We start from the raw sequence: 1,684 nt of genomic DNA, 5'->3' as shown, positions 1-1,684 counted from the left end.
CCCTCCGCGCGCAGGACCACCACGTGCGTGGCCATGTCCGCGCTCGCCTCGTCCAGGGCGGCGGCGACGTCGAACCAGCCCTGCACGGTGAGCGCGTTGACCGGGGGATGGCTCATCGTGACGACACGGATGCCGTCGTCGCGGAGCTCGGAGGTGATGGCCATCGTGCCTCTTCCGTGGGTCGTCGCTAACAAACCTAACGCTTGCTTGGTAGCCTAACAGCATGGCGCTCTCGATGGACCTCTCCGCACGGGTCGTGCTCGTGACCGGTGGCACGCAGGGGATCGGGCTCGGCATCACCCGCGCCTTCCTCGACGCCGGCGCGACCGTCGTGACCTGCAGCCGCTCCGACGTGGCCCCGGTGCCGGGCTCGACGCACCGCGTCTGCGACGTGCGCGACCCGGATGCCGTGCACGCCCTGGTGGTCGGTGTGGTCGCCGACCACGGACGGCTCGACGTGCTGGTCAACAACGCCGGCGGGGCGCCGTACGCCCTGGCGGCCGACGCCTCCTCCCGCTTCCACGACAAGGTCGTGGGGCTCAACCTGCTCGGCCCGCTCGCGTGCGCGCAGGCCGCCAACGCGGTGATGCAGCAGCAGGAGACCGGGGGGTCGATCGTCAACATCTCCTCGATCTCGGCGACCCGGCCCTCGCCGGGGACGGCGGCGTACGGCGCCGCCAAGGCCGGTGTCGACTCGCTGACGACCTCGCTGGCGATCGAGTGGGCACCCCGGGTGCGGATGAACTCGATCGACGTGGGGCTGTGCCGCACGGAGAACACCGACGACCACTACGGCGGGGACGCCGGGGTGGCCGCGATCGAGGCCACGATCCCGCTGGGCCGCATGGCGCGGCCCGAGGAGGTCGGCCACGTGGCGGTCTTCCTCGCGAGCGACCTGGCCTCCTACGTCTCCGGCGCCCGTGTCGCCTGCCACGGTGGTGGCGAGCCGCCCGCCTTCCTGTCCGCAGCAACCGCTGCGACGACGTCTACAGCTTCCAAGGAGTCCTGAGTGAGCACACTTCTCGAAGGTCGGGTCGCGATCGTCACCGGCGCCGGACGGGGGATCGGCCGCGCGCACGCGCTCGAGCTGGCCCGGCACGGGGCGGCGGTGGTCGTCAACGACTACGGCGTCTCGCTCGCCGGTGAGGGCACCGGGGACTCGCCGGCCGACGAGGTGGTCGCCGAGATCGAGGCGATGGGCGGGCAGGCCGTGGCCAACGGCGCCGACGTTGCCGACTTCGAGCAGGCAGCGGCGATGGTGCACCAGGCGATCTCGACCTTCGGTGGCCTCGACGTGCTGGTCAACAACGCCGGCTTCGTGCGCGACCGGATGCTCGTCAACACCTCCGAGGAGGAGTGGGACGCGGTGATCCGGGTGCACCTCAAGGGGCACTTCGCGCCGCTGCGCCACGCGGGTGCCTACTGGCGGGCCGAGGCCAAGGAGGGGCGTCAGCGTGCCGCGCGCGTCATCAACACCTCGTCCGGCGCGGGACTCCAGGGCTCGGTCGGTCAGGCGACCTACTCCGCAGCCAAGGCCGGCATCGCCGGTCTCACGCTGGTCGCGGCGCAGGAGATGGGCCGCTACGGCGTGACGGTCAACGCCATCGCGCCGGTCGCCCGCACCCGGATGACCGAGGGTGCCTTCGACACCTCCGCCATGGCCCTGCCCGAGGACAACTCGCCC

The 1,684-nt window shown here is 72.0% G+C and carries 2 protein-coding genes; both read left to right on the top strand.

Going from position 1 to position 1,684, the window contains the following annotated elements; all coding sequences use genetic code 11:
* Positions 1–223 precede the first annotated feature (223 nt).
* Positions 224–1,009, top strand: a complete 786-nt coding sequence (locus RMN98_RS03910; protein WP_309647489.1) for an SDR family oxidoreductase — start codon at positions 224–226, stop codon at positions 1,007–1,009.
* Positions 1,010–1,684 (top strand): SDR family NAD(P)-dependent oxidoreductase (locus RMN98_RS03905; protein WP_309647488.1); only part of this gene is annotated, 675 nt, incomplete at its 3' end.

The sequence above is a fragment of the Nocardioides sp. genome (genome assembly GCF_031397825.1).
In the GTDB taxonomy this organism is placed as follows: Bacteria; Actinomycetota; Actinomycetes; order Propionibacteriales; family Nocardioidaceae; genus Nocardioides.
Note: the sequence above shows the minus strand (reverse complement) of the source record. Positions and strands in the feature narration are given on the sequence as shown.

Coding starts and splice junctions, on each gene's coding strand:
- RMN98_RS03910 (WP_309647489.1), top strand. CDS start 224: ATGGCGCTCTCGATGGACCTCTCCGCACGGGTCGTGCTCGTGACCGGT.